The organism is Buttiauxella brennerae ATCC 51605, from assembly GCF_001654925.1.
In the GTDB taxonomy this organism is placed as follows: domain Bacteria; phylum Pseudomonadota; class Gammaproteobacteria; order Enterobacterales; family Enterobacteriaceae; genus Buttiauxella; species Buttiauxella brennerae.
Genome location: NZ_LXER01000006.1, coordinates 532,851 through 557,988, shown reverse-complemented (window position 1 = coordinate 557,988; position 25,138 = coordinate 532,851). Strand labels below are relative to the sequence as shown.

At 50.9% G+C, this 25,138-nt stretch carries 25 protein-coding genes; 18 read left to right on the top strand and 7 right to left on the bottom strand.

Features of this window, described 5'->3' with window-relative positions; translation table 11 throughout:
- Positions 1-39 precede the first annotated feature (39 nt).
- A complete protein-coding gene (locus tag M975_RS03780) occupies positions 40-405 on the bottom strand; it encodes an inner membrane protein YbjM (RefSeq protein ID WP_064557430.1) in 366 nt (121 codons plus the stop codon).
- 304 nt (positions 406-709) lie between these two features.
- Between M975_RS03780 and M975_RS03775 the strand changes: the two genes are divergently transcribed.
- The gene (locus M975_RS03775) at positions 710-2,392 is read left to right on the top strand and encodes an aspartate:alanine antiporter (protein WP_064557428.1); all 1,683 of its coding nucleotides are present in this window, start codon (positions 710-712) and stop codon (positions 2,390-2,392) included.
- A 293-nt stretch (positions 2,393-2,685) separates the two neighbouring features.
- Positions 2,686-3,483 (top strand): SDR family NAD(P)-dependent oxidoreductase, encoded by a 798-nt coding sequence (locus M975_RS03770; RefSeq protein WP_064557426.1) that lies wholly within the window; start codon positions 2,686-2,688, stop codon positions 3,481-3,483.
- A gap of 46 nt (positions 3,484-3,529) precedes the next feature.
- Here the strand turns inward: M975_RS03770 and M975_RS03765 are convergent, their stop codons facing one another.
- Positions 3,530-4,075 (bottom strand): TetR/AcrR family transcriptional regulator, encoded by a 546-nt coding sequence (locus M975_RS03765; RefSeq protein ID WP_064557666.1) that lies wholly within the window; start codon positions 4,073-4,075, stop codon positions 3,530-3,532.
- A gap of 106 nt (positions 4,076-4,181) precedes the next feature.
- Between M975_RS03765 and M975_RS03760 the strand changes: the two genes are divergently transcribed.
- Positions 4,182-5,405 (top strand): MFS transporter, encoded by a 1,224-nt coding sequence (locus tag M975_RS03760; protein WP_064557424.1) that lies wholly within the window; start codon positions 4,182-4,184, stop codon positions 5,403-5,405.
- Positions 5,402-6,217 (top strand): Cof-type HAD-IIB family hydrolase, encoded by an 816-nt coding sequence (locus M975_RS03755; RefSeq protein WP_064557422.1) that lies wholly within the window; start codon positions 5,402-5,404, stop codon positions 6,215-6,217. The genes M975_RS03760 and M975_RS03755 overlap by 4 nt, the downstream gene beginning before the upstream one ends.
- Positions 6,218-6,308: 91 nt before the next feature.
- Here M975_RS03755 and M975_RS03750 read toward each other — a convergent pair whose 3' ends face one another.
- Both M975_RS03750 and mntR read right to left on the bottom strand, forming a co-directional pair.
- Positions 6,309-7,418 (bottom strand): anion transporter, encoded by a 1,110-nt coding sequence (locus M975_RS03750; protein ID WP_064557420.1) that lies wholly within the window; start codon positions 7,416-7,418, stop codon positions 6,309-6,311.
- The gene (mntR, locus tag M975_RS03745) at positions 7,418-7,888 is read right to left on the bottom strand and encodes a manganese-binding transcriptional regulator MntR (RefSeq protein ID WP_064557418.1); all 471 of its coding nucleotides are present in this window, start codon (positions 7,886-7,888) and stop codon (positions 7,418-7,420) included. Before mntR ends, M975_RS03750 begins: the two co-directional genes overlap by 1 nt.
- 190 nt (positions 7,889-8,078) lie before the next feature.
- On the opposite strand from mntR, the gene mntS reads away from it, so the two are divergent.
- Both mntS and M975_RS03735 read left to right on the top strand, forming a co-directional pair.
- Positions 8,079-8,207: a manganase accumulation protein MntS gene (mntS, locus tag M975_RS03740; RefSeq protein ID WP_064557416.1), complete on the top strand. Its 129-nt coding sequence runs from the start codon at positions 8,079-8,081 to the stop codon at positions 8,205-8,207.
- Positions 8,208-8,524: 317 nt separating this feature from the next.
- A complete protein-coding gene (locus M975_RS03735) occupies positions 8,525-10,111 on the top strand; it encodes a phosphoethanolamine transferase family protein (RefSeq protein WP_064557414.1) in 1,587 nt (528 codons plus the stop codon).
- A 186-nt stretch (positions 10,112-10,297) separates the two neighbouring features.
- On the opposite strand, the gene ompX is transcribed toward M975_RS03735, so the two are convergent.
- Positions 10,298-10,801, bottom strand: a complete 504-nt coding sequence (gene ompX, locus M975_RS03730) for an outer membrane protein OmpX (protein WP_064557412.1) — start codon at positions 10,799-10,801, stop codon at positions 10,298-10,300.
- Positions 10,802-11,171: 370 nt separating this feature from the next.
- On the opposite strand from ompX, the gene rhtA reads away from it, so the two are divergent.
- The 6 genes from rhtA to ybiO all read left to right on the top strand — a co-directional run bounded on the left by rhtA (position 11,172) and on the right by ybiO (position 17,841).
- Entirely contained in the window at positions 11,172-12,059 is an 888-nt protein-coding gene (gene rhtA, locus M975_RS03725) for a threonine/homoserine exporter RhtA (RefSeq protein ID WP_064557410.1), read from the top strand.
- 305 nt (positions 12,060-12,364) lie between these two features.
- Positions 12,365-12,868, top strand: a complete 504-nt coding sequence (dps, locus tag M975_RS03720; RefSeq protein ID WP_064557409.1) for a DNA starvation/stationary phase protection protein Dps — start codon at positions 12,365-12,367, stop codon at positions 12,866-12,868.
- Positions 12,869-13,232: 364 nt separating this feature from the next.
- A complete protein-coding gene (glnH, locus tag M975_RS03715) occupies positions 13,233-13,979 on the top strand; it encodes a glutamine ABC transporter substrate-binding protein GlnH (RefSeq protein WP_064557407.1) in 747 nt (248 codons plus the stop codon).
- 84 nt (positions 13,980-14,063) lie between these two features.
- The gene (glnP, locus tag M975_RS03710) at positions 14,064-14,723 is read left to right on the top strand and encodes a glutamine ABC transporter permease GlnP (RefSeq protein ID WP_064557405.1); all 660 of its coding nucleotides are present in this window, start codon (positions 14,064-14,066) and stop codon (positions 14,721-14,723) included.
- Positions 14,720-15,442 carry a glutamine ABC transporter ATP-binding protein GlnQ gene (glnQ, locus tag M975_RS03705; RefSeq protein WP_064557403.1) on the top strand — a complete coding sequence of 241 codons (723 nt, stop codon included), beginning with the start codon at positions 14,720-14,722 and terminating at the stop codon, positions 15,440-15,442. Before glnP ends, glnQ begins: the two co-directional genes overlap by 4 nt.
- A 143-nt stretch (positions 15,443-15,585) precedes the next feature.
- Complete coding sequence (gene ybiO / locus M975_RS03700; RefSeq protein WP_064557401.1) at positions 15,586-17,841, top strand: mechanosensitive channel protein; 2,256 nt, start codon at positions 15,586-15,588, stop codon at positions 17,839-17,841.
- On the opposite strand, the gene rlmF is transcribed toward ybiO, so the two are convergent.
- A complete protein-coding gene (gene rlmF, locus M975_RS03695; RefSeq protein ID WP_064557399.1) occupies positions 17,842-18,783 on the bottom strand; it encodes a 23S rRNA (adenine(1618)-N(6))-methyltransferase RlmF in 942 nt (313 codons plus the stop codon). It abuts the gene before it with no gap.
- 92 nt (positions 18,784-18,875) lie between these two features.
- Between rlmF and M975_RS03690 the strand changes: the two genes are divergently transcribed.
- From M975_RS03690 to M975_RS03665, 6 genes are all read left to right on the top strand, one after another.
- On the top strand, positions 18,876-19,502 hold the full coding sequence (locus M975_RS03690; RefSeq protein ID WP_064557397.1) for a flavin reductase family protein: 627 nt from the start codon (positions 18,876-18,878) through the stop codon (positions 19,500-19,502).
- Between the two features lie 178 nt (positions 19,503-19,680).
- The gene (gene mcbA, locus M975_RS03685; protein ID WP_064557395.1) at positions 19,681-19,941 is read left to right on the top strand and encodes a DUF1471 family periplasmic protein McbA; all 261 of its coding nucleotides are present in this window, start codon (positions 19,681-19,683) and stop codon (positions 19,939-19,941) included.
- A gap of 224 nt (positions 19,942-20,165) precedes the next feature.
- Complete coding sequence (celB, locus tag M975_RS03680) at positions 20,166-21,473, top strand: PTS cellobiose transporter subunit IIC (protein ID WP_064557394.1); 1,308 nt, start codon at positions 20,166-20,168, stop codon at positions 21,471-21,473.
- Positions 21,474-21,480: 7 nt separating this feature from the next.
- Complete coding sequence (locus tag M975_RS03675) at positions 21,481-22,449, top strand: glycosylasparaginase (protein WP_064557392.1); 969 nt, start codon at positions 21,481-21,483, stop codon at positions 22,447-22,449.
- Positions 22,446-23,915: a leucyl aminopeptidase gene (locus tag M975_RS03670; RefSeq protein WP_064557390.1), complete on the top strand. Its 1,470-nt coding sequence runs from the start codon at positions 22,446-22,448 to the stop codon at positions 23,913-23,915. Before M975_RS03675 ends, M975_RS03670 begins: the two co-directional genes overlap by 4 nt.
- Positions 23,890-24,195, top strand: a complete 306-nt coding sequence (locus M975_RS03665) for a PTS sugar transporter subunit IIB (RefSeq protein WP_064557388.1) — start codon at positions 23,890-23,892, stop codon at positions 24,193-24,195. The genes M975_RS03670 and M975_RS03665 overlap by 26 nt, the downstream gene beginning before the upstream one ends.
- Here M975_RS03665 and M975_RS03660 read toward each other — a convergent pair.
- Positions 24,192-25,013 (bottom strand): helix-turn-helix domain-containing protein, encoded by an 822-nt coding sequence (locus M975_RS03660; protein ID WP_064557386.1) that lies wholly within the window; start codon positions 25,011-25,013, stop codon positions 24,192-24,194. The genes M975_RS03665 and M975_RS03660 overlap by 4 nt on opposite strands.
- Positions 25,014-25,138: the final 125 nt, after the last annotated feature.

Here is a 25,138-nt window from a genome sequence, read left to right as displayed (position 1 = left end):
TTCAGATATAAAAAAACCGGCTCAGTGAGCCGGTTTTTTTTATCGCCGCTGACGGCGGAGCGCAGTACGTACAAACAAGTAGCACAATGCTCCAAGAGCACACCAAAACACAGCGCTAAACATCCAGGCCATTTCTTGCCAGAACGTTCGCGTTGGCGACAGCCAAAAGTGAATGATTAACAGACAAAGCGGTGAAGCCAGTACTGCACCCATCAGCGGTTTGATCACTCGGCCATGGCGTGAAAACACGCTAGCGATGACACCCGGCAGGATAAAAAACAACAACCCCCACTCCGAATGCCTGTCACCCGGGTAGCTGTTGGCGACACTAAGTTTCTGCGAAAGAAACACGCCAACAAACAACACGAAGCAGCAAATGACTCCAAACCAACGTTGTCCACGCATGAACAGACATCCTCCTGACGATCGCTTGTATCGAACTTAAATTTACAGTTCTGCATGCAGAACCTTGCCCCAGTCAGATAAAGTCTCAGCAATCCCTGCTAAAAAAACACGTAGCGCAATTAGCACAATATTCTTACTAGCCGTTAATGTTCATAAAGATTAAACTAACGGCTATTATCAGGTCTGCGCACTGGATATTTTAATGCAACGAAAAAAACATTAAATTGCGTCGTAATTAGTAGAAACCCTAACCCAAAAAACCATCTCTTTCAACAAGTTACTAGTAAACAAGAAGTTATCCTTCGTGAATATAAACGTCGCAGATTTGTTAAGCGGGAATTACATCCTGTTATTATTTGTTGTTCTGACCTTAGGTTTATGCCTGGGTAAATTACGCCTTGGTTCCGTCCAACTGGGTAATTCCATTGGTGTTTTAGTGGTCTCTTTATTACTCGGCCAACAACATTTTGCCATTAACACAGACGCCCTAAATCTGGGTTTTATGTTGTTCATTTTTTGTGTCGGAGTGGAAGCTGGGCCAAACTTTTTTTCAATTTTCTTCCGCGATGGCAAGAATTATTTGATGTTGGCGCTGGTGATGGTCGGCTCTGCAATGCTGCTGGCATTAGGGTTGGGGAAACTCTTTGGCTGGGATATTGGCCTCACAGCGGGGATGCTCGCAGGCTCAATGACCTCAACGCCAGTGTTGGTCGGTGCGGGTGATACCTTGCGCCATTCCGGTGCCGCCGGAGCCCAGTTAGCCACTTCGCTCGACAACCTGAGTCTTGGCTACGCACTGACCTATCTTATTGGTCTGGTGAGTCTGATTGTTGGCGCACGCTACCTGCCAAAACTCCAGCACCAGGATTTGCAGACCAGCGCACAGCAAATTGCTCGCGAACGCGGGCTTGATACCGATGCAGCCCGCAAAGTTTATCTGCCTGTTATTCGTGCCTACCGCGTGGGTTCTGAACTGGTGGCCTGGGCTGATGGTAAAAACCTGCGAGAGCTGGGCATTTATCGCCAGACCGGTTGCTACATCGAACGTATTCGCCGTAACGGTATTCTGGCGAACCCGGATGGCGATGCCGTGCTGCAAAAAGGTGATGAAATCGCGCTGGTCGGTTACCCGGATGCACATTCACGCCTCGACCCAAGTTTCCGTAACGGTAAAGAAGTTTTCGACCGTGACCTGCTGGACATGCGCATCGTCACCGAAGAAATTGTGGTTAAAAACCACAACGCCGTCGGCCGCCGCCTTGGGCAATTAAAGCTGACCGACCACGGCTGCTTCCTGAACCGAGTTATCCGCAGCCAGATTGAAATGCCAATCGACGATAATATCGTGCTCAACAAAGGCGACGTATTACAGGTCAGCGGCGATGCCCGCCGCGTGAAAACCGTTGCAGAACGTATTGGGTTTATCTCGATTCACAGCCAAATTACCGACCTGCTCGCCTTCTGCGCCTTCTTCATTATTGGCCTGATGATCGGCATGATCACCTTCCAGTTCAGCTCATTTAGTTTCGGCGTGGGCAACGCTGCTGGCTTGCTGTTCGCCGGCATCATGCTCGGCTTCCTGCGAGCCAACCACCCGACATTCGGCTATATTCCGCAAGGGGCGCTGAATATGGTGAAAGAGTTTGGCCTGATGGTCTTTATGGCCGGTGTCGGTTTAAGCGCCGGTAGCGGCATTGGCAACGGCTTAGGTGCTGTTGGTGGGCAAATGCTGATTGCAGGGCTTATCGTAAGCCTGGTGCCTGTGGTTATTTGCTTCCTGTTCGGTGCATATGTTTTACGTATGAACCGTGCACTGCTCTTTGGCGCAATGATGGGGGCACGTACTTGCGCCCCGGCGATGGAAATCATCAGCGACACCGCACGCAGCAACATTCCAGCCCTTGGATACGCCGGGACTTACGCTATCGCTAACGTGTTGTTAACGCTGGCGGGGACGCTTATCGTAATCATATGGCCCGGTTTGTGATCCGTGCTGCAGACAAAGAAAAAAGATTTTTTTATGACAGTGCGAACTTTTTGCCCGAGGCAAAGTCTTAATTAGTGCCACTGCTTTTCTTTGATGTCCCCAATTTGTGGAGCCCATCAACCCCGCCTCTTTGGTTCAAGGTTGATGGGTTTTTTATTGCCTGGAGTTTGTGGCCCTCTTTTAAATCAAAAACTTGAGTTCCCGCCCTGACACCAACTCGTCACTATCTGCACCGAATATCTTTTCATCGTCCATAATTTTGGATGGTGCGGTTTGGTGAAGAGGTACACCCAATGTTACTTAAAGGCAAAGTAGCGGTGATCTTCGGTGGCAGCGGTGCTATTGGCAGCGCGGTTGCGCATGTTATGTCGCGCGAAGGGGCTGATGTTTATCTTGGCGCACGCAGCCAGCATAAGTTGGATCGGGTTGTGGGCGATATTCGTGCATCAGGCGGGAAATCCGAAACATTTTGCATCGACGTTCTCGATGAACAGTCAACTATCGAGCGAACGGCGCAACTGGCCCAACAAACCGGTGGTTTTGACGTGGTAATTAACGCAACCGGCTTTATCCATAATCAGGGCAAAGGCATTGCCGAATTATCTCTCGCAGAGTTCAGGCAGGGATTTGAACCGTTCCTCAGCGCGCAATTCAACATATCAAAAGCAGTTGCTCCGCATATGGGCGGCGAACGCGCGGGAAGTATCCTGACGGTAGTGGCTCCCGCAGGCGTAATGGCGATCCCCGGCCACTCCGGGCACATCGTCGGCTGTGCGGGCATTGAAGCCTTCGTTAAAGTTCTCGCCAGCGAACTGGCAGCCAGGAATATTCGCGTGATCTGCGTGCGGTCGCATGCGCTTGTGGGCGCAGTTCAGGCAGGTTCCTACACCAACGAAGTGTTCGCATCAAAGGCACAGGCGATGGGGTTGACGGTGGAACAATGGGTGGATGGTGCCGCACAAAGCACGATGCTCAAACGCCTGCCAACGCTTTCACAAATCGCGGAACTAATGGCGTTTCTGGCTTCAGATCATGCGAGTGCCATGACGGCAACGGTGGTCAATATGACTGCGGGTACAACAACGATATAAATGTTTTGCGCGGAATGAAAGTCAGCACCCTGGGCACCAACAAACTCTACCCGACAATTTTTGCCAGCATTCTGCCGAGGTCTTCACGGCTCAGCGGATGTCGGTCAGTCACATAATGCAGCGTCATGCCTTCGATAAAAGCATCCAGTGTGCGGGCCGTAATCGGGTCAACGAAGGCTTCCAGCACCTGTTGGCTGCGGCACATCCAGTCCTGCATGATGATTTTTAGCGCCGGGTTGCGGTTGGCGTAAGCGTAAAGCTGGTACATCACTTGCAGATTGTATGACGTGGCAATTTTCTCACCGCAAATCATATCAACTATCGCTTCGCAGGCTTCATCACGATTGCGGGCTTGTTCCATGCGGTGACGGTAATCGTCCGACATCTGATGTGCAAATTGCGTAAACGCTTCACTCAGTAGCGATTCGATGCCGTCAAAATAATAGGTCATTGACCCTAACGAAACGCCCGCCGCTTCGGCAATTTTACGGTGCGTGATATGGCTAATACCGTGTTCTACCAGCATATCCAGCGTGGCTTGCACAATGCGGGCTCGCCGGTCTGGATCGTTGCGCCTTGGGGCTTTGCTCATCATTTTCGCTCGGTAATAACTGACTGAAAAGAGTTTACCAGGCAATATGTACAAATGTACACAAACTTGCTAGTGTAATTTGTATTCACCGCCAACCGGTATATCCATGTCCGCCGCCATTAGCCATCGCAAAGCCACACAACTTCGCACCTGGGCGCTGTTCGCCTTCTTCTTTCTGCCTGGCCTGGTTATGGCCTCCTGGGCTACACGCACTCCAGCCATTCGTGACACGTTAAGTGTTTCGACTGCGGGCATGGGCGTTGTGCTGTTTGGCCTGTCAGTGGGGTCGATGAGCGGCATTTTATGTTCCGGCTGGCTGGTTAAACGTTTCGGTACACGCAGTATCATCCGCAGTGGTATGACGTTGATGGTCACGGGCATGCTGGTGATGGGCGTTGCGCTATTCCTTTCGTCACCTGTGCTGTTCGCACTCGGCCTGGCCATTTTGGGCTCAGGGCTTGGCTCTGCGGAAGTGGCGATGAACGTAGAAGGTGCCATTGTTGAAGGGCTGCTGAAAAAGACCGTGCTACCGATGATGCATGGCTTCTATAGCCTCGGCACGCTTGCAGGTGCGGGTATCGGCATGGGGTTAACGGCCTTCAATTTCAGCGCATATGGGCATCTGTTAGTGATTGGCCTCGTTGTCATTGCGCCAATCGTGATTGCCATTACCGCCATTCCGCATGGTGTTGGCAAAAGCAATGCAGTCACTGATGCCGAAAACCCACATGAACCCCACCCACCCTTTTATAAAGATCTCCAGCTGTTACTAATTGGCACCATCGTGCTGGCGATGGCGTTTGCCGAAGGTTCCGCCAACGACTGGCTGCCGCTTTTGATGGTCGATGGGCATGGTTTTAGCCCGACATCGGGTTCGATGATTTATGTCGGCTTTACGCTGGGCATGACGGTCGGGCGTTTCACTGGTGGTTGGTTTATCGACCGTTATAGCCGCGTGACGGTGGTGCGTGCCTGTGCATTGATGGGCATTTTAGGTATTGGCCTGATCATCTTTGTCGATAACACTGTTGTGGCAGGCATTTCAGTTATTTTGTGGGGATTGGGTACCTCGCTCGGCTTCCCATTAACCATTTCGGCGGCAGGCGATACCGGGCCAGACCCGGCCACTCGCGTCAGCGTCGTTGCCGCATCCGGTTATATTGCATTCCTGGTCGGCCCGCCGCTGCTTGGTTTCCTCGGTGAGCATTATGGCCTGCGCCTTGCCATGTTAGTCGTATTGAGTTTGATGGTCGTCGCGGCATTAGTCGCGAAAGCCGTCGCTAAACCTACAGACCTTGTTACCAACTCAGTTGAAGGGAGAGTTCGATGAGTGTGAAATTAATTGCCGTCGACATGGATGGTACGTTCCTGGACGATAAAAAAGAGTACAACCGCGCCCGCTTCGCTGAACTTTATGCGCAAATGAAAGCGCAAGGGATTCGTTTTGTGGTCGCCAGCGGTAACCAGTATTACCAGCTGATTTCATTTTTCCCGGAAATTGCCCACGAGATTTCATTCGTTGCTGATAACGGCGGTTGGGTAGTCAGTGAAGAAAAAGATACTTTCAACGGTGAACTGACGAATCAACAATTCAACACGGTTATCGACCATCTGCTGACCATACCGCATGTGGATATCATCGCCTGTGGCAAGCACAATGGCTATACGCTGAAAAGCTATGACGATGCCTTTATAACCATGGCGCGTAGCTACTATCACCGCCTTGAACTGGTAGATAACTTCTCGAACCTGGACGATGTGTTCTTTAAGTTCGCACTGAATCTGCCAGACAGCCTGTTAGACGACACCATGAATTCCCTGGCCGATATTCTCGACGGTGTTATGGTGCCGGTCACCAGCGGGCATGGCTCGATTGACCTGATTATTCCGGGCATTCACAAAGCTAACGGTTTGCGGATATTGCAGGAAAAGTGGGGCATTGATGACAGTGAAGTCGTGACATTCGGTGACGGCGGAAACGATATCGAAATGCTGCGCCAGGCCAAATACGGTTTTGCGATGGCTAACGCACCGGAGAAAATTAAGCAGATTGCCTCTTATCAGGCCGGCAATTGCAACCAGCAAGGCGTGCTGGATGTGATTGAAAAAGTGCTGAAAAAAGAAGCGCCGTTTAACTGCTGATGTTAAAAAACGGGTGGATGTCGCTTACGCTAATCCCCCGCCTTAGGTCGGATTAGCGCAAGCGACATCCGACATTTACATCAAAATACAGCTACAACAAATACAGCAGACCGTAACCCACCGCCGCCGCCCACAACAGCATCGGCAATGAATAGTAGTGGAAACGAACCCAGATACGGCGGTCGTTAGCCATGCGCAGGGCAATCAGATTGGCCAGCGACCCCGGCAGCAGACCGAAGCCGCCAATATTTACCGCAAATGCGAGTAACACCGATGCCGGAACGAAATTGAGCAGTAAAATGGTCGATGGAACATTGCTGATAAACTGCGATAAACCGATGCCCAGGGCAAACAAGCCGCTGCCTGAAAGCTGGTTTATTCCCGCCAGTGCATGTTGCAACACTGGAAGTTGCGTTATCAGGTAGACGTCGATAAACATCACCATAAACACCAGCAGCAAACTCCAGTCGATACTCAGCAATACCCGACGCGCCAGTAACAAAAAGCCCACGGCGACCACGGCCAGTCCCCAGATCTCCTGCTTCAACTCCAGCGATACAATGAATACAGCGTAAAGCGCCACGCAGCTCAGCACCAATCGCGGCTGCCAGTCGTGGCGTTTATCGTGAGTTTGATAGACAAGCTTTTTATTAGGGAAACAGAACCCGCACAGCATAAGCAAACTGACCATCATCGCCAGCGCCAACGGAGCCATTTGCCAGGTAAATTCGCCAAACGATAAACCCGAACGCCCCCACAGCAAAATATTCTGCGGATTGCCAATTGGCGTGAGCAGCGACCCGGCATTCACCGCCAGAGCTTCAAATATAATGAGGCGACTGATCGGTATCGCGCACAGTTTTTTCAGCGTAATCGTCAACGGCACGATGATAAACAGCGCAACGTCGTTGGTCAGAAACGTTGAAAGCAGTGCTGCGGCACTGACCAGAAATAGCGCCAGCGTTCGTTCGTTATCAAAACGCTTCACCATACGGCGGCCCAGCACATCGAAATAACCGCTTTGCTCAACGCCTTTAGTTAACATCATCAGGCCCGCAAGCGTAATGATGGTATGCCAGTCGATAGCATGAACCCAGCGTTGTGGCTGAAATGGCGCAACAAAACTCAGCGCCACGCCGACAAGCAGCAATAGATGAAGAAAGCGGTCACGGGCAAAGGGGCGAACCAGAGTGAGCAACATTACTGCGTGAACCCTCGTTTTTCACTAAACAAGCGAAAGGCTTCCAGAGTCTCTTCACTGACGTGGTGCTCAACACCTTCGGCGTCAATCCTGGCCGTTTCTGCACTGATACCCAGCGCGAGGAAAAAGTTTTCAACTATCTGATGGCGCTCGCGACTCATCTGCGCCAGTTTCTCCCCTTCTGCGGTCAGAAACACACCGCGCCACGGAATCTGTTCAATCAGCCCAACGGAGGCGAGTCTTTTTAACATTTTCGCAACTGTTGGTTGTGAGACACCAAGGCGTGCGGCCATATCAACCTGGCGCACTTCGCCGACCTCACGAATCAAATCAGAAATCAGCTCAACATAGTCATCAATTAATTCCCGACGATGCGCTTCCCGCACCTGTCGAAAGCCTTCCACATGCTCTTCAACGTTTACCAACTGCGTCACTTTCTCTTTCTTTTGTTGGCCCGGCGTACGGCTCATGATGCTTCCTCTTGCAGTGGCGCGGCATCGTCCAATGACGACGTTCGGCACCATTGTAAACCAGCAGCACGGAAGCACAAAAATTTAACGAATTAGCAATAGCTATACAATATAGCCTGTGCTATATCTGTATGTAATGCAGTCAGCCTTAAACGGAAATAAGGGCAGCAGAAGTGAACAGGAGGATTTTATGAATGAATTTAAGAGGTGCATGAACGTGTTTACACATTCCCCGTTTCAAGTGCGGCTGATGCTGCTCAATATGTTGTGTGATTGGGTTTCCGGGAAACCACAGCAGGGCGAAAAACCAAAGCCATAGGCAGTCGCCCTGCCTTCTTCTTATTCAGTCTCTGAACAGTTTACTTCGCCTGTTTGTCATTCTTCATTTCCATAGATTCTGTGAATGCCTCAAGTTTTCGCGTTTTAACCCTATCATTTGTCGGATTTGCTACCTGCTTCGCAAAACACATTTCTCTTATCAGTTGATCTTCTTATCGTACCGCTCTATCTTCTTGCAGCCCTGAACATGAAGCGGCCCGCAGATGCGGTCCAGTTTCCTTTCTTTTCCGTCTGTCAGGCAGGTTCTTACCCTCGTCGCCAGGGTTTTCGCATGGCGTTTAGTAGATCTCGATAAACATGAATTTAACGGTTAAAGATACCCTGACGACCCGCGCTATTGCGCTCAATCCGTGGACTGGTTTTTATTTCCTTCAGTCATTACTGATTAACTTCGCACTCGGTTATGAATTCAGCATCCTGTATGCCGTGGCTTTTAGCTGCATATTACTTTTGCTTTGGCGAAGCAGCCCTAAATTACAAAAAGGATTGCTGGCGATTTGCAGCGTAATCGCGGCGATGTATTTCCCTTTTGGCCAGGCCTACGGCTCGCCGAACTTTAATACCCTGCTTGCCCTGCACTCGACCAACTTCGAAGAATCCACGGAATTGATGACTATCTTCCCGTGGTACAGCTATTTGGTTTCGTTGTTTATTCTGGCTCTCGGGGTTATTGCCGTGCGCCGCAAAGTGACCCCGAAAAAAAGAGCATGGTGCCATTTCGACAGCCTATGTCTGGTGGTGAGCGTGGTCTGCTTCTTTGTCGCACCAGTACAAAACCTGGCGTACGGCGGCGTATTTAAAATTAAAGACTCCGGCTATCCGGTATTCCGCTTTGTCAAAGATGTTGTGGTTAACAACCAGGAAGTGATAGACGAGCAAACCCGCATGCGGGCCTTCTCAGAAATGAAGGACACCTGGAACGTGCTGGCGGTAAAACCGAAGTACCACACTTATGTCGTGGTGATTGGTGAAAGTGCGCGTCGCGATGCGTTAGGGGCCTTTGGCGGCCACTGGGATAACACCCCGTTCGCAAGCCAGGTGAACGGCAATATCTTTATGGATTATGTCGCGGCCAGTGGTTCAACACAGAAATCGCTGGGCATGACGCTCAACCGCGTCACAGACGGCAAACCACAATATCAGGACAACATTATTACCCTGGCAAACCGCGCAGGTTTCCAGACGTGGTGGTTCTCAAACCAGGGGCAAATTGGTGAGTACGATACTGCCATTGCCAGCATCGCTAAACGCGCGGATGAAGTGCAGTTCCTGAAAAGTGGTGATTTTGAAGCGGATAAAAATACCCGTGATGAAGCGCTGTTAAAGATGACGGCTCAGGTGTTTGCCACTCAGCACACCACGCCACAACTGATTGTCCTGCATTTGATGGGCTCTCACCCGCAGGCGTGCGACCGTACTCAGGGCAAATACAAAGATTTCGTCCAGTCGAAAGAGACATCCTGCTATCTCTACAGCATGACGCAAACCGATGACCTGCTAAAGCAGCTTTATCAGCAGCTGCAAAACAGCGGCGAAAGTTTCTCGATGGTTTACTTCTCCGATCACGGTCTGGCTATCAAAGAACGCGGTACTAAAGTGCAGTATCTGGCTCATGATGATGAGTTCCAGCAAAACTTCCAGGTGCCGTTTATGGTGCTTTCAAGCGATGATAAAACGCACCGTCAGATCAAAGCGCGCCGTTCAGCGAATGATTTCCTGAATTTCTTCTCTGCGTGGACGGGGATTAAAACCAAAGAGTTAACGCCGAAGTACAAGTTCATTTCTGAGCAAAACGCAGGGCCTGTCTACATCACCAACTTTAAGTTGAAGCAGGTGGACTATACTCATTTGCAGACGGATGTGTTTGAGACAAAGACTCGCTGATATTTCAGGTTCATTCCCTGATTAGCTGGTGTTGCAACAAGGCGGCAAACGAACTTATCCCGATGAGCTTACAACAGTAAGTGATTCGGGGAAGTGAGTTGAGACAACGCCGTTGCAGCGTCAAAAAAGGGAATAAAAAAATCCGCCACAAAGGGCGGATTTTTATTTTCACCGGTTAAAGTGAAATTAGAAGCGGTAACCCACGCCAGCGATCCAGGTGCCAACATCAACGTTACGGATGCGGCTCTGCTCGTAGGAAACGTCCAGAGCAACGTTTTCGATTGGGTTAAACTGCATACCTGCGCCGTAAGAGAAACCGTAATCGCTGGTATCAGCTTTAGCTGGGTAATCAGTGTTCTGGAATTTACCGTAACCAACACCGACTACACCGTAGATGCTTGCCCAATCGTTGATGCGGTAAGCAGGACCAGCAGTGATGCCGTAGTATTGTGATTTGTCGTAAACGCCAGCTTCGCTACGGTTTTTCTCGGTGTAAGTGAAAGAACCGATGTAACCCAGCGGGGTGTCGTTTTCATAACGGTATTTCAGGTTGAAACCGCCAGCTTTGTTAGCTTTGCCCTGCATATCGCTCTGTGCGTAGCCGCCAGTTACGGTGCTAGCTGCAGATGCGGTACCAACGGAAACGGCCAGAACACAAGCCAGTGCTGAAAGACATGCAATTTTTTTCATAATCCACCTCAAATGTGCTTCAAGTAACTTCTAAGTTTTTAATATATCAAAATTGTGTAGGAAACTCTGCGACATTTACGTTGTCTAACCATTTCTTTCATGTAACAGAACATTTCCATTACATCGTAGTCCCTTCAATTTACAGTGCTTTTGTCTAAAAACGCGTTAATTATTGGCATGAATTGCAGCATCGTCATCCAGATAATTCTTAATTTAATCTGAACAAATCTTACGCAATCAGGCCCTTATGGTACGGTATCAGCCAATTATTTTTTTAAATGAATTCTCAACCAGCCATAACTTAATCATTTACACTGGTGTTACTTTTATTTTCTTGACTGAAATTAGACATTAACTGACAGGACGCAGGATGCCGCTATCGCCACGTAAAACCCCCGTTTGGTTACCTATCGTTGTTCTTTTGATTGCTATGACCTCCATTCAAAGTGGTGCTTCGCTGGCAAAATCACTGTTCCCGCTGGTTGGCGCGCCGGGTGTCACCGCACTGCGCCTGGCTTTGGGCACCTTAATTCTGGTGGTGATATTTAAACCGTGGCGGCTGCGCTTTAAGGCGGAGCAGCGTTTCCCGTTGCTGATGTATGGCCTGGCGCTCGGGGGCATGAACTACCTCTTCTATTTATCTATTCAGACTGTCCCACTAGGGATCGCCGTCGCACTCGAATTTACCGGGCCCCTTGCCGTAGCGCTGTTCGCGTCGCGCCGCGCCGTTGATTTCGTCTGGGTGATTCTGGCGGTGTTAGGCCTGTGGTTCCTGTTGCCGCTCGGTCAGTCTATTTCGAGCGTTGACTTAGCTGGTGCTGCTTTTGCGCTGGGCGCTGGCGGGTGCTGGGCAATTTACATTCTGTTTGGCCAAAAAGCAGGAGCCGATCACGGCCCGGCAACAGTAGCTTTCGGTTCGCTGATTGCGGCGATTATCTTTGTGCCGATTGGCGCGTGGCAGGCCGGCGAAGCGCTCTGGCACTGGTCACTGATACCGCTGGGTCTGGGTGTCGCGATTTTGTCGACAGCATTGCCCTACTCGCTGGAGATGATTGCGCTGACACGTTTGCCTACCCGCACGTTTGGCACGCTGATGAGCATGGAGCCAGGGCTTGCGGCGTTGTCCGGCATGTTGTTCCTCGGTGAGCACCTGACACTTGTGCAGTGGCTGGCATTGCTCTCCATCATTGCCGCATCAGTCGGTTCAACCCTGACGATTAAGCGTGAACCGCAGATTACCAGCGTTGATGTAAATTAATTCTCTTCATTATTTACCGTGATTATTGCGATCACGGTAAATATTTATCACCAATCAAGATTTTATATTCAGGATTACTCTTAGATTTAAATAAAAATAATTCCCATTCACAATACACCCTTTGTTTATTATCGTCACATCTCGTCATAAATAATATAAAGTAATTTACTAACAATGAGTTACTGAAATCCATCTGACCTCTGCTATTAATCTGATAGGTATTATCTGCTCCAACAAGAATTAAAACCGGTGCTATACTTATTTCCGGTAATTCATTGGACATAACATCAAGAGGACGAAAGATTATGACTACCGCTAAACTGGTAAAGACCAAATCGACCAACCTGCTGCATACCCGTAATGATGTTTCTGACAGCGAAAAAAAAGCTACCGTTGAGCTGCTCAATCGCCAGGTAATACAGTTCATTGATTTGTCTCTCATTACCAAACAAGCGCACTGGAATATGCGTGGCGCTAACTTTATTGCCGTTCATGAAATGCTCGATGGTTTCCGCACAGCACTGACCGACCACCTGGATACCATGGCAGAACGCGCCGTTCAGCTTGGCGGTGTAGCACTGGGGACAACACAAGTCATTAACAGCAAAACGCCGTTGAAAAGCTATCCGCTGGATATTCACAGCGTGCAGGATCACCTGAAAGAGTTGGCTGACCGCTACGCGATTGTGGCAAACGATGTACGTAAGGCCATAAGCGAAGCCAAAGACGAAGACACAGCTGATATTCTGACCGCTGCTTCACGCGACTTGGATAAATTCTTATGGTTTATCGAATCTAATATCGAATAATTGCTAGCAGATTGTTACGCCATCCTCCTGTATTCGGGAGGATGGTTGCACTATTTTAGCGCACGAAATTGTTTATCCCTGCGGCACAAGTTACCCATTTGTAATAATCACTTCACACAATCGTTAACGATTGGTTGTTTTGCCGCCTCAAGTTGCGGTAAAACTAGACGCCTGACTTCCCTCTCAATTTACGCACCAAAATCGGGCACCATAACAGTGCGTTTTTAGCGGCTTGCAACCATTATTGTGCAATGTTACAAATTCACATCCTTGCAAAACAGTATGTTGTAAACCTGGCACGATTCTTCCATGTTGCGGCTTACTGATGCGGGGGATTGCCCCATGGATTAACAAAGGAAATGCTATGAAGTCGATTTTAAAAGTTTCACTGGCTGCACTCACTCTGGCTTTTGCGGTTTCTTCCCACGCCGCTGATAAGAAACTGGTCGTTGCGACCGACACCGCATTCGTTCCTTTCGAATTTAAACAAGGCGACAAGTACGTCGGCTTTGATATTGATTTGTGGGATGCTGTGGCGAAAGAGTTAAAACTTGATTACACCCTCAAGCCAATGGATTTCAGCGGCATCATTCCTGCGCTGCAAACTAAAAACATTGACCTGGCGCTGGCGGGTATCACCATCACCGAAGAACGTAAAAAAGCTATCGAATTCTCTGACGGCTATTACAAAAGCGGCCTGTTAGTGATGGTTAAAGCTGACAACGACACTGTTAAAAGCGTCAAAGATCTCGACGGTAAAGTGGTTGCAGTGAAGGGCGGTACCGGTTCTGTTGATTACGCGAAAGCCAACATCAAAACAAAAGACCTGCGTCAGTTCCCGAACATCGACAACGCATATATGGAACTGGGCACCAACCGTGCTGATGCAGTTCTGCACGACACGCCAAACATCCTGTATTTCATCAAGACTGCAGGCCAGGGCAAATTCAAAGCTGTGGGTGACTCTCTGGAAGCACAGCAATACGGCATCGCCTTCCCTAAAGGCAGCGATGACCTGCGTGTGAAAGTTAACGGCGCACTGAAAACGCTGAAAGAGAACGGCAAGTACAACGAAATCTACAAAAAATGGTTCGGCACTGAGCCAAAATAATAAATCTAAAATGATTTAAGTAAGACTCGGGGGCGGCTTTCGCCCCTGCTATTTTTGAACCACGGTAACATATAGGAATTAATCATGGAGTTCGACTGGAGCGCCATTTGGCCTGCAATCCCGATTTTGTTTGAAGGCGCCAAAATGACTTTGCTGATTTCGGTCATCGGGTTGTTTGGCGGTCTGATAATTGGTCTGGTCGCTGGTTTCGCCCGTACTTACGGCGGCTGGATTGCCAACCACATCGCATTAGTTTTTATCGAAGTCATTCGCGGCACACCAATTGTCGTGCAGGTGATGTTTATTTACTTCGCCCTGCCAATGGCCATTCCTGACCTGCGTATTGACCCGTTCAGCGCGGCCGTTGTCACCATTATGATCAACTCCGGTGCGTACATCGCGGAAATTACCCGTGGTGCTGTGCTGTCGATTCATAAAGGTTTCCAGGAAGCTGGACTAGCACTGGGTCTGTCTAAGCGCGAAACGATTCGCCACGTGATTATGCCGCTGGCGCTGCGCCGTATGCTGCCACCATTGGGCAACCAATGGATTATCAGCATCAAAGATACCTCGCTGTTCATCGTTATTGGTGTGGCTGAACTGACTCGCCAGGGCCAGGAAATTATTGCCGGAAACTTCCGCGCACTTGAAATCTGGAGTGCCGTTGCGGTCTTCTATCTGATTATTACTTTGGTGCTGAGCTTCGTGCTGCGCCGTCTGGAAAGAAGGATGAAAATCCTGTGATTGAATTTAAGAACGTTTCTAAGCACTTTGGCAAAACCCAGGTGCTGCATAATATCGACCTCGATATTAAACAAGGCGAAGTTGTTGTGATTATCGGGCCATCAGGCTCTGGTAAATCCACGCTGCTGCGCTGCATCAACAAGCTGGAAGACATCACCAGTGGTGACCTGTTTGTTGACGGCCTGAAGGTCAACGACCCGAAAGTCGACGAGCGCCTGATTCGTCAGGAAGCCGGTATGGTGTTCCAGCAGTTTTACCTGTTCCCACACCTGACCGCGCTGGAAAACGTCGCCTTTGGTCCGATTCGTGTGCGTGGCCTGAAAAAAGAGGCCGCCGATAAACTGGCTAAAGAGCTGTTGGCTAAAGTGGGCCTCGCGGAGCGTGCGCATCACTATCCGTCAGAGCTTTCCGGTGGCCAGCAACAGCGTGTGGCTATTGCCCGTGCATTAGCGGTTAAGCCGAAAATGATGCTGTTTGATGAACCCACTTCTGCTCTCGACCCGGAACTGCGTCATGAAGTGCTGAAAGTTATGCAGGATCTGGCTGAAGAAGGCATGACGATGGTTATCGTGACTCACGAAGTGGGCTTTGCCGCCAAAGTCGCATCGCGCTTGATCTTCATTGATAAAGGGCGCATCGCTGAAGATGGTAACCCGCAAGAGCTGATTGATAACCCGCCTAGTCAGCGTTTGCAGGAATTCTTGCAGCACGTTTCCTGAGTTTTCGCCCTCACCCTAACCCTCTCCCCCAGGAGAGGGCCGGGGTGAGGGGCGACCCTCCAGATAATTCCTGTTTTCCCGACCACAACCCCCCGCGCTCTATACTTATTCCTTTGTCTGACTTTTCAGTTCGGAGGAACGCCGTGCCGCTACTCTTGCTACTGCTGTGCATGTTTAGCTTTCAAACGCAGGCCGTCACTCTACCGGCGGCGACTGTTGCCGCATCCGCCCAACAGAATGCGACCGCCCCACCCGCCGAACCGAATCTGGAAGAAAAAAAGAAAGCCTATTCGGCTCTTGCCGATGTGCTGGATAACTCGCAATCACGTGAGGAACTGATTGGGCAATTGCGTAAAGTAGCCGCCACGCCACCGCCAGAACCGGTGCCAACCATCGCTCCGCCTGAACAACTCAGCGAAGACAAAACCGTTCTCGAAAACGTCACCGATGTCAGTCGCTATTACGGTGGTGAGCTTGCCCAACGCTTCGCTCAACTGCATCGAAATATCGCAGGCGCCCCGCACAAAGCATTTAACCCGCAGACTTTTTATAACGCCCTGACCCACTTTACGATGCTGGTTGTCTCGGTCTTTGCCTTTTACCTGCTGATTCGCGCCTGCATGACGCCAGTCTGGGCGCGTATGGGGAAGTGGGGCCGCAAAAAGAATCGCGACCGATCAAGCTGGTTCCATCTACCGCTCATGATCATCAGCGCGTTTATTATTGATTTGTTATTACTGGCGCTGACTCTTTTCGTCGGGCAAATATTTAGCGACATGATGAACGCGGGCAATCGCACCATCGCCCGTCAGCAAGGGCTGTTTCTGAACGCTTTTGCGCTGATCGAGTTCTTTAAAGCGACGCTGCGTTTAATTTTCTGCCCACGCTTCTCCGACCTGCGCCCATTCCCGGTGACCGACCAAAGCGCGAAATACTGGAATATTCGCCTCGCGGGCTTAAGCAGCCTGATTGGTTACGGCATTCTGGTCGCGGTGCCGATTATCTCCAACCAGGTGAATGTGCAGGCAGGTGCAATCGCCAATGTGGTGATCATGCTGTGCATCACGCTCTGGGCGCTGTATCTGATTTTCCATAATAAACGCCAGATCCAACAAAACCTGATCCAGTTGGCTGACCGCTCAATGGCGTTTTTCAGTCTGTTTATCCGTGCCTTCGCGCTGGTGTGGCACTGGCTGGCAAGTGCCTACTTTGTGGCGTTGTTTTTCTTTTCGTTATTCGACCCGGGAAATAGCCTGAAATGGATGATGGCGGCGTCACTTCATAGCCTCGCCATTATCAGCATCGCGGCCTTTGTCTCTGGCATGCTTTCGCGCTGGCTGGCAAAAACCATCACGTTGTCACCGCAAGTGCAGCGTAACTATCCTGAGCTGCAAAAACGCCTCAACAGCTGGATATCTGCTTCGCTGAAACTGGCGCGTGTGCTGACGGTTTGCGTGGCGGTGATGTTGCTGCTCAATGCCTGGGGGCTGTTTGATTTCTGGGCGTGGATTGCCAACGATACCGGTGAGAAAACTATCGATATAATGATTCGTATCGTGCTCATCTTACTGTTTTCCGCCGTTGGCTGGACATTGCTGGCAAGCCTGATTGAGAACCGTCTGGCGTCGGATATTCATGGCCGCCCGATGCCCAGCGCGCGTACCCGCACGCTGTTAACCCTGTTCCGCAACGCGTTGGCAGTGGTGATCAGCACCATCACAATCATGATTTTGCTTTCAGAAATAGGCGTTAATATTGCCCCATTACTGGCCGGGGCTGGCGCACTGGGTTTAGCCATCAGTTTCGGTGCGCAAACCCTGGTGAAGGATATTATTACCGGCGTCTTCATTCAGTTTGAAAATGGGATGAATACCGGTGACTTAGTGACTATCGGCCCCATCACCGGCAGCGTTGAGCGGATGTCGATTCGTTCCGTTGGCGTGCGCCAGGATACCGGGGCGTACCACATCATTCCGTGGTCCTCGATAACCACCTTCGCCAACTTTGTGCGCGGCATTGGTTCGTTTGTCGCGAACTATGATGTCGACAGACAAGAAGATGTCGATAAAGCCAATCGCATTTTGAAAGAAGCGGTTGATGAGCTGATGAAACAGGATGAGATTCGTATGCTGGTGATTGGAGAGCCGTCATTTGCGGGTATTGTCGGGCTGACCAACCAGGCCTTTACGGTGCGCGTATCGTTTACCACCCAACCACTGAAACAGTGGACGGTACGATTTGCGTTAGATGGGATGGTGAAAAAGCACTTCGATGCGGCGGGGGTTCGCCCACCCGTGCAAACCGTGCAGGTGAAACAGCCTGGCGGCGATGCTGCTCAGGCGCTTCAGGAGTCACAGGCAGCGGCGGGGATGCTGCCGCCTGCCAACCCTACAATTTGACTACTTGTAACGCGTAGCAGCCCAACGAGCGCGTTGTGCGTCATTCATAAAGGTCCAGGCGACGAAGCGGCTTTGCTTCTGACCCTGTGCCATCTCTTTCTTCACGACTTTCTCAACACCGGCTTCCTGCAACGCGCGATAAATCAACGGCAGGTTTTCGCCGCGAGAAACCAGCGAGGTGAACCATTGAACCTGGCGGGCAAATACTTTGCTTTCGTCCACCATCTGATTGACGAAAGCGACTTCGCCGCCTTCACACCACAGCTCTTGCTCGCGGCCACCAAAGTTCAGCGCGCCGTCTTTAGCCTGGCCGAGGTTTACGCGTTTACGTTCGCTGCCACTGCGTGCCGCCTGCGCGGAATCGTGGAACGGTGGGTTACACAATGTGGCATCAAACATTTCATTCTTATGAATCACACCCGGCAAAATAGCGCCTGGGGTTTTCTGGCGACGCAAACGAATCAGGCGCGTAAGCCCTGGGTTGGCATCAATAATTGCCGTTGAATTGGTCAGCGCTTCAGGATCGACATCTGTTCCAGTGAAACGCCAGCCGTATTCGTGTTGACCAATCAGCGGGTAAATACAGTTTGCGCCAACACCCACGTCCAGCACTGAAGCCTGAGAAGGCACCACACCGCCATTACTGTCAGCCAGCAAATCAGCCAGGTGGTGAATGTAATCAGCACGTCCCGGAACGGGAGGGCAAAGAAAACCTTCAGGAATATCCCACTGTTTCACACCGTAGAAATGCGCCAGCAGCGCCTGATTGAGCGCTTTCACCGCCAGAGGATCGGCAAAATCAACCGTGGTTTCACCGTGCGGGCCTGGGCGTAAAAACGCGCCGAGTGCCGGGCTGCTTTGCGTCAGCGCAGGGAAATCATAACGGTCACGGTGACGGTTGCGTGGGTGCAAACCAGGTTTAATGGTGGCAGGGGTTTTCATTGCGGCTTCTCCTTGTGTGGGCGCGTAAGATACTCTGTGAAGCCAGCCGGGTAAATACACCACGCCAATTTCACTACTGATGCAGAGGTTTTATGTCCACAAAACGTTATTACTACGAGCCTGCCGACGGCCACGGTTTACCCCATGATCCGCTTAACGCGATTATCGGCCCGCGCCCTATTGGCTGGATTGCATCATACGATAGCCTGGGAAAACGAAACCTGGCGCCATACAGCTTTTTTAACTGTTTTAATTATCGCCCACCGATTATCGGTTTCGCCAGCAGCGGCTGGAAAGACAGCGTGCGCAATATCGTTGAGACAAAAGAGTTCGTCTGGAACCTCGCCACGCGTGAACTGGCAGAGCAGATGAATGAAACTTCTGCCTCCATACCGCATGGTGAAGATGAGTTTGTTCGCGCGGGTTTAACTGCCGTTGTCGGGCAAAAAGTCAAAGCAAGCCTTGTGGCAGAAAGTCCGGTTAACTTTGAGTGTCGCCTGTCTCAGTGCATTCAGCTAACGACTGCCAACGGTACAGCGATTGATACTTGGCTGGTACTGGGCGAAGTCGTGGCCGTTCATATCGACGAGTCTCTACTTATAGAGGGCATTTACCAAACCGCGCTGGCAAAACCCGTGCTGCGAGCGGGAGGCCCATCAGCATATTACACCATTGATGAAGCTCAGCGTTTCGATATGGTTCGCCCCGACGCCCGATAAAATCAGCAAAATCATGCACCTGTATCTAACTGATTTGTAAGTACTTCGTCAAGTTTTGTTGTTCAAAAAATAAGCATAAGTCCATCAGTTTTTTGCGTCTATGGTTTACCGCATTACACCTACACTTTGAGAGCTGATGTTTTTTTAATCGGCTCCCAAAAGCGATGAGGATGTGATTATGAAAAAATTGCTGTATTTTTCTGCGGTTGTCACCCTTGCGGCATTACCGTTTGCAACCATGGCAGCTCAGGAAATGTCTGATGCAAATACCGGTCAGCTTCGCCCGGCAGGAACAGTTTCTGTCTCCGGTGCGGCAAACCTTGATGATCTACAAACCAAGCTTGGAGAAAAAGCGAAAGAAGAAGGTGCAAAAGGTTTTGTTGTTAACTCTGCTAGCGGTGAAAACCGGATGTTCGGTACCGCGACTATTTATAAATAGTCTCAAAAGTTTATCCCCGGGGTATGCTCAATAACGGTTTCTTTTTCAAAGAAGCCGTTATTTATTCTTTTATCTCAACTCTTTCCCCCCCCAAAAAAAACCAAAGTAATCACCTGATACTTTTATCGCCCTTCTGTGAATCACTTCACTTTATTGCCCGCTAACAATGGCTACTGTATGCAGCACAAGAATTGTCTCTTGTGATTACTTACGGAGCGGTAGCAATGAAAAACCTGATGGCCGCAATAGAAGCAAAGCTGATGCCGCTTGCCGGAAGAATGGCGCAACAACGCCACCTCGGTGCCATTCGTGATGCCTATATCTCGTTTATGCCGTTTATTATTGTCGGTTCAATCCTGCTGGTTATCTCCTCCTTCCCAAGCACGGCCTATCAGCAGTTTATGGCATCGATTTTTGGCGAAGGCTGGTCTGCAACTATCGAAATCCCGTTTAACGCCATTTTCTCTACCATGGCAGTGTTTATCAGTTTCCTGGTCGCCTACCGCCTGGCGGAGCGTTATGACATCGACAAAATGTCGGCGGGTATTTTGTCCCTCTCTTGCTTCTTGATTCTGACTCCTTTCGCGAAAACCCAGGAAATTGGCAACCTGATCCCGATGGAATGGTTGGGATCAAAGGGCTTGTTTGTCGCGATGCTTGGCGCAATAGCCAGTACCGAACTCTTTGCCTGGATGCTGCGCCAGAACTGGGTGATTCGTATGCCAGATGGCGTGCCGCCTGCAGTGCAAAAATCATTTGCGGCCCTGATCCCGTCGTTACTGATTCTGGTTATTGCGCTGGCTATTCGCGTGCTGTTTGCCAGAACGGATTACCACACCATTCACCAGTTCGTGTATGAAGTGCTGGCCACACCAATCCGCCACTTTGGTACATCCTATGTCGGTGCGTTATTCACAAGTTTTAGTATCACCAGCTTGTGGTCGGTTGGGATCAACTCCGGTTCGATGGTGAACGGCATCCTGCGTCCTTTCTGGATGGAAAACCAAATGGAGAACCTGGCAGCAACGCAGGCCGGTTTGCTGCCGCCGCATGTCGTCACTGAGCAGTTCTACGACATGATTTGGATGGGAGGCGCGGGTGCGACGTTGTCTCTGGTGATTGCTATGCTGCTGTTTGCCCGCAGCCAGCACATTAAGAACGTTTCCCGCCTCGCCGCCGGCTCCTCAATTTTCAACATCAACGAACCGGTGCTGTTTGGCCTGCCGGTGATCATGAACCCGGTCATGCTGATTCCCTTTAACCTTGTGCCGTTGGTGCTGGTCACGGTGCAGTACATCGCCATGTCGGTGGGTTTGGTCGCCACTACCACCGGGGTGTACATCCCGTGGACACTGCCACCCGTACTGAGTGGTTTTATCGTGACCGGACATATCAGCGGCGCCGTTATTCAGCTTATCAACCTGACGATTGGCGCCATCATTTACCTGCCATTCCTTAAAGTTGTCGATAAGCAATACCGGGCTAATGAAGCCCCAACGCTTGCCGCATCCACAAAACCCGCCACGGAGTAAATAAAACATGACGTTATCGACAAACTGGGGCGTGATAGCAACCTGGCGCATGGCCTGGGAAGGGGTCAGTGAAGCCGCGAGTTTATTGCAGGAAAACGGCAACGCCAGTAGTGCTGCTGTGCGAGCGGTGACTTGTGTGGAAGATTATCCGTTCTATAAATCCGTCGGCTACGGCGGTTTGCCAAATGAACAAGGCGTGGTTGAACTCGACGCTGCGTTTATGGATGGTTCAACGCTTGCCATCGGTGCGGTCGCCAGCATTCGCGACATCGCCAACCCAATTCTTGTAGCCCAGGCGCTGAGCCGTGAGCGCTTCAATAGTTTTATGGTCGGTGAAGGTGCGCAAACTTGGGCGTTCGCGCAAGGTTTTGAGCGCAAAAATATGCTGACTGACCGTGCCCACCAGCATTACCTGAAACGTAAACGTGAAACCCTCGATCGCGGTCTCAGTCCGTATACCGGTCATGACACCGTCGGCGTTATTACGCTCGACCAAAATCAGCAAATGTGTGTCGCCACCTCCACCAGCGGGTTGTTTATGAAACGCCCTGGCCGAGTCGGTGATTCCCCGGTTTCTGGCTCCGGTTTTTATGCCGACAGCCAGATTGGTGCAGCAACAGCAACGGGCCTTGGCGAAGACCTGATGAAAGGCTGCATCAGCTATGAAATTGTCAGTCGAATGGGGCGTGGCATATCACCGCAACAGGCGGCAGAATCGGCCGTTTACGATTTGGAAAGCCAGCTGATTGCGCGCTTCGGCCGTGCGGGTGATTTATCAGTGGTGTGTATGAATAACCGGGGAGAGTACGGAGCGGCGACCACTATTGATAACTTCTCGTTTTCTGTTGCCACACCAACGCAAACACCCGCGGTCTTTTTAACCACTCGTGAAGGCAAACATACCTTGATTCGCCCCGCAGACCAGGCGTGGCTTGATGCCTATTTGCAACGTGTGACTGCGGAGGTGATTGTATGAAATGCCAGGTAACCACGCCCGCGCTGTGCCCAAAAGAGGCCCATCTGATGGTGTGGAAAACACATTCAGATGCCTGGCCGCATTCGTTGCGCCCTTTGCTCAATGAGATGGCTCAGCATGAAGATGCACAATCCACGCCGTTTGGTTTAAACGAAACCTGCCAGCAGCTCACACTGTTACCTTCGGGTGAACTCGAGCGCCCTGAAGTGCTGCGCCAGGCGATAGAATGCCTGAACACGCTGATCCCCTCCCCTGTGTCACAGCCCATCGCACTGGATATTTCAGGTTTTGATCTGGCAAACCACACCGTTTTTGCTCGCCTGCGAACTCTACTCGTGGCAGTAATGAACCACTTTTATCAGTTGCCACAGTTGGGTTACCGCCAGAAACAAACGCAAAGCCATGGGCAACTGTGGTTATTAACCGAAAATACCCATGCACAAGCGACTGAGCTGGCCGTGCAGACCCAGGCGATTGCAGGCGGAATGCTTATCTCACGCCAGCTTGCCGACCTGCCAGCCAATGATTGCCGCCCGCAGGATGTCGCCCAGCAGGCCGAACGCTGGGCGAGCGCACATCCACAAACGCACTGTGAAATCCTTGATGAAAACGCCATCCGTGAATTGGGTATGGGTTGTCTGGATGCAACCGGAAAAGGCAGCCATAACCCGCCACGCCTGGTGACTCTGCGCTGGCAAGGTGCGGCGCAAAGCGCACCGACTTACGCATTTGTGGGCAAAGGCATTACCTTCGATACCGGCGGGATGTGGCTCAAAGAGGGCGAAGGGATGCGCACCATGAAATACGATATGTGTGGTGCGGCGACGGTGTTCGGGCTGATGGAGACAGTCAAAACGCTGCAAATGCCGCTCAATGTTGTGGCGGTAATGGCGCTGGCCGAAAATATGCCGGGCGTTGACGCGATGCTCCCCGGCGACGTTGTGAAATCCCATGCCGGGCACAGTGTCGAGATTATCAATACCGATGCCGAAGGCCGCCTGGTGCTGGCCGACGCCCTTAGCTATGCCGCCACACGCTTTAATCCGGCGGCATTAATTGACGTCGCCACGCTGACGGGAGCGGTAGTGAAAGCGCTGGGTTACGATATCTCCGGCCTGATGAGCAATAACCCGGCACTCAGCCAGCAACTGCAACAGGCCGCCGACCTTACTCAGGACAGAGTCTGGCCGCTACCGCTGGATGAAAGTTTTGATCCCCAGGTTAAAAGCCATATTGCCGATCTCACGAATACCCCACCGAATAATGCGGCAATCGCCGTGTCCGCCGCCCATTTTTTAAGTAAGTTTTGCCATCAGGCAGCGTGGGCACATCTGGATGTCAGTGGAACCGCGCTAAGCCGTGGGAAATTTACCCAGGCCAGCGGCCGCCCTGCTCTGCTCTTGACACAATTCTTACTCAATCTGTGCAAAGGAAAGACTCATGAAAAAGATTCTGCTGGTTTGTGATTTAGGGATGTCGACCAGTCTGGTGGTCAAACGCATGCAGGAAGCTGCGCTAAAACGCGGGCTGGAGATTGAAATTGCGGCCAAAGGTGTGAGTGATTTTAAAAATGCGATAACCACTTTCGACTGTGCGCTGCTCGGCCCGCAGATTGCCTACAAACTGGCTGACTGCAAGCAGCTCGCCGCACCGCTTAATAAGCGCGTTGAAACCATTAATATGATGGATTACGGCATGGTCAACGGGGAGAAAATTCTCGACCACGCGCTAAGTCTTTGCGATTAACGGGACTTTAACCACGCAGCTGGCGTGAGGTTTTTCAGCCGGCTGCGAATAATACGTTTGTTCAGTAAATCCTCAAACTCCAGCAACACCGCCCCAAAACCTAGCCGCTTATCATAACGTTCGCCGTTAAGAAGTTGCTCCAGCGGCCGCCCCCACTCGCCAGTTGCCGCCTGTTGTTGCCAGGCTTCTGACTGTGGCTCATAGAGCGAAACCCCAAGTTTTTCTGCCAGGTGTTGCGAAAGCGGCGTCGTTTTTGCCGTGATGGAACACACCTGCAACAACAAACTCTGCTGCAAAAAGCCCACCAGCGCATCAAGCGACTGTTCATCATCACGCTCACGCAGCGCTACGGCAATAAAACCCGATACCGGGTCGCTAAACACCAGCAAAGCGCCGTGCTTATGGGTAATGCTTTGTGGCAGCGGGAAGACATCCAAACGCAAATGGCCGACAGGTTGTTTCAGATCGGGTTTTGATAAACGGGATTGCTGCCAGTTTTGCAGCGCCCGGCTGACACTTGCGCGGGAAATCCCTTGCTGCACCAGCAGTTGTGCTGCTTCCAGCAGTTCATCGAGCGAAAGTGACAAACGCACGCGCAGAAAAACTAACATCGCCTCCTGCTCATGGCTCAAAGCACGATGAATGGTATTAGGCCGATGAGATTTGTCAAAACAGTCATCTCGCTTACGCCAGCGCCTGACGGTATCGACAGAGATATTCAGCTCCTCCGCCAGTTCACTGTCGGATTTATCAGAGTTCTGAATGTACTTGCGAGTTCGTGGCGTGGTGGTGGCGTTGGAGTGCAGCTTAATCTCCATCAAACCTCTTCTGGTATGCGGTTAAGTAAAGTCTTCATTATAAAAGCAAGTTAGCAGGCGCAAAGGGTAAATCCCACATTAATAACAAAAACTACGCGCAAGCGATTGCACAACAGAGCTGACCA